Source organism: Emticicia sp. BO119, assembly GCF_013912375.1.
Lineage (GTDB): Bacteria > Bacteroidota > Bacteroidia > Cytophagales > Spirosomataceae > Emticicia.
On sequence record NZ_JACETV010000026.1, the window covers coordinates 1 to 1,260 of the forward strand.

2 protein-coding genes are annotated in these 1,260 nt (G+C 56.3%); both read left to right on the forward strand.

Going from position 1 to position 1,260, the window contains the following annotated elements; all coding sequences use genetic code 11:
• Nucleotides 1-750 precede the first annotated feature (750 nt).
• Entirely contained in the window at nt 751-921 is a 171-nt protein-coding gene (locus H1R81_RS27255; RefSeq protein WP_181843919.1) for a hypothetical protein, read from the forward strand.
• A 60-nt stretch (nt 922-981) separates the two neighbouring features.
• Nucleotides 982-1,152 carry a hypothetical protein gene (locus H1R81_RS27260; RefSeq protein WP_181843919.1) on the forward strand — a complete coding sequence of 57 codons (171 nt, stop codon included), beginning with the start codon at nt 982-984 and terminating at the stop codon, nt 1,150-1,152.
• The last annotated feature ends 108 nt before the right edge of the window (nt 1,153-1,260 follow it).

Consider the following 1,260-nt stretch of genomic DNA (forward strand, 5'->3'; position numbering starts at 1 on the left):
CCGGCTGTCCCCGATGGAACTGTGATACTGGTCCCACTGCCGCCGTTGCTCCAGCTGATGGTGCCCCCACTACAACCGGTCGCCGTTAAGGTTGCGGTCTCATTCAGACATACCACTATATCTTCTACCGTTACTGTCACTTGAGGATTCACTGTCACCTTGCCTGCATCACTCGCACTACAGGCCTTGCCATTCAGGGTCACGGTACACGTCGCTGTGAAACTATAGGTCCCGGCTGTCCCCGATGGAACTGTGATACTGGTCCCACTGCCCCCGTTGCTCCAGCTGATGGTGCCCCCACTACAACCGGTCGCCGTTAAGGTCGCCGTCTCATTCAGACACACCACTATATCTTCTACCGTTACTGTCACTTGAGGATTCACTGTCACCTTGCCTGCATCACTCGCACTACAGGCCTTGCCATTGGTGGTCACAGTACACGTCGCCGTGAAACTATAGGTCCCGGCTGTCCCCGATGGAACTGTGATACTGGTCCCACTGCCGCCGTTGCTCCAGCTGATGGTGCCCCCACTACAACCGGTCGCGGTCAGGGTCGCGGTCTCATTCAGACACACCACTATATCTGCTACCTGTACACTTACTCCCGGATTCACTGTCACCTTGCCTGCATCACTCGCACTACAGGCCTTGCCATTCAGGGTCACGGTACACGTCGCTGTGAAACTATAGGTCCCGGCTGTCCCCGATGGAACTGTGATACTGGTCCCACTGCCGCCGTTGCTCCAGCTGATGGTGCCCCCACTACAACCGGTCGCCGTTAAGGTCGCCGTCTCATTCAGACATACCACTATATCTGCTACCTGTACACTTACCGGTGGATTCACTGTCACCTTGCCTGCATCACTCGCACTACAGGCCTTGCCATTGGCACTTACAGTACACGTTGCCGTGAAACTATAGGTCCCCGCTGTTCCTGATGGAACTGTGATACTGGTCCCACTGCCGCCGTTGCTCCAGCTGATGGTGCCCCCACTACAACCGGTCGCCGTTAAGGTTGCGGTCTCATTCAGACATACCACTATATCTGCTACCTGTACACTTACCGGTGGATTCACTGTCACCTTGCCTGCATCACTCGCACTACAGGCCTTGCCATTGGCACTTACAGTACACGTTGCCGTGAAACTATAGGTCCCGGCTGTCCCCGATGGAACTGTGATACTGGTCCCACTGCCCCCGTTGCTCCAGCTGATGGTGCCCCCACTACAACCGGTCGCGGTCAGGGTCGCGGTCTCATTC

Bases quoted from the DNA above. Each gene is read 5' to 3' on its own strand.
- H1R81_RS27255 (WP_181843919.1), top strand. From the start codon at position 751: ATGGTGCCCCCACTACAACCGGTCGCCGTTAAGGTCGCCGTCTCATTC.
- H1R81_RS27260 (WP_181843919.1), top strand. From the start codon at position 982: ATGGTGCCCCCACTACAACCGGTCGCCGTTAAGGTTGCGGTCTCATTC.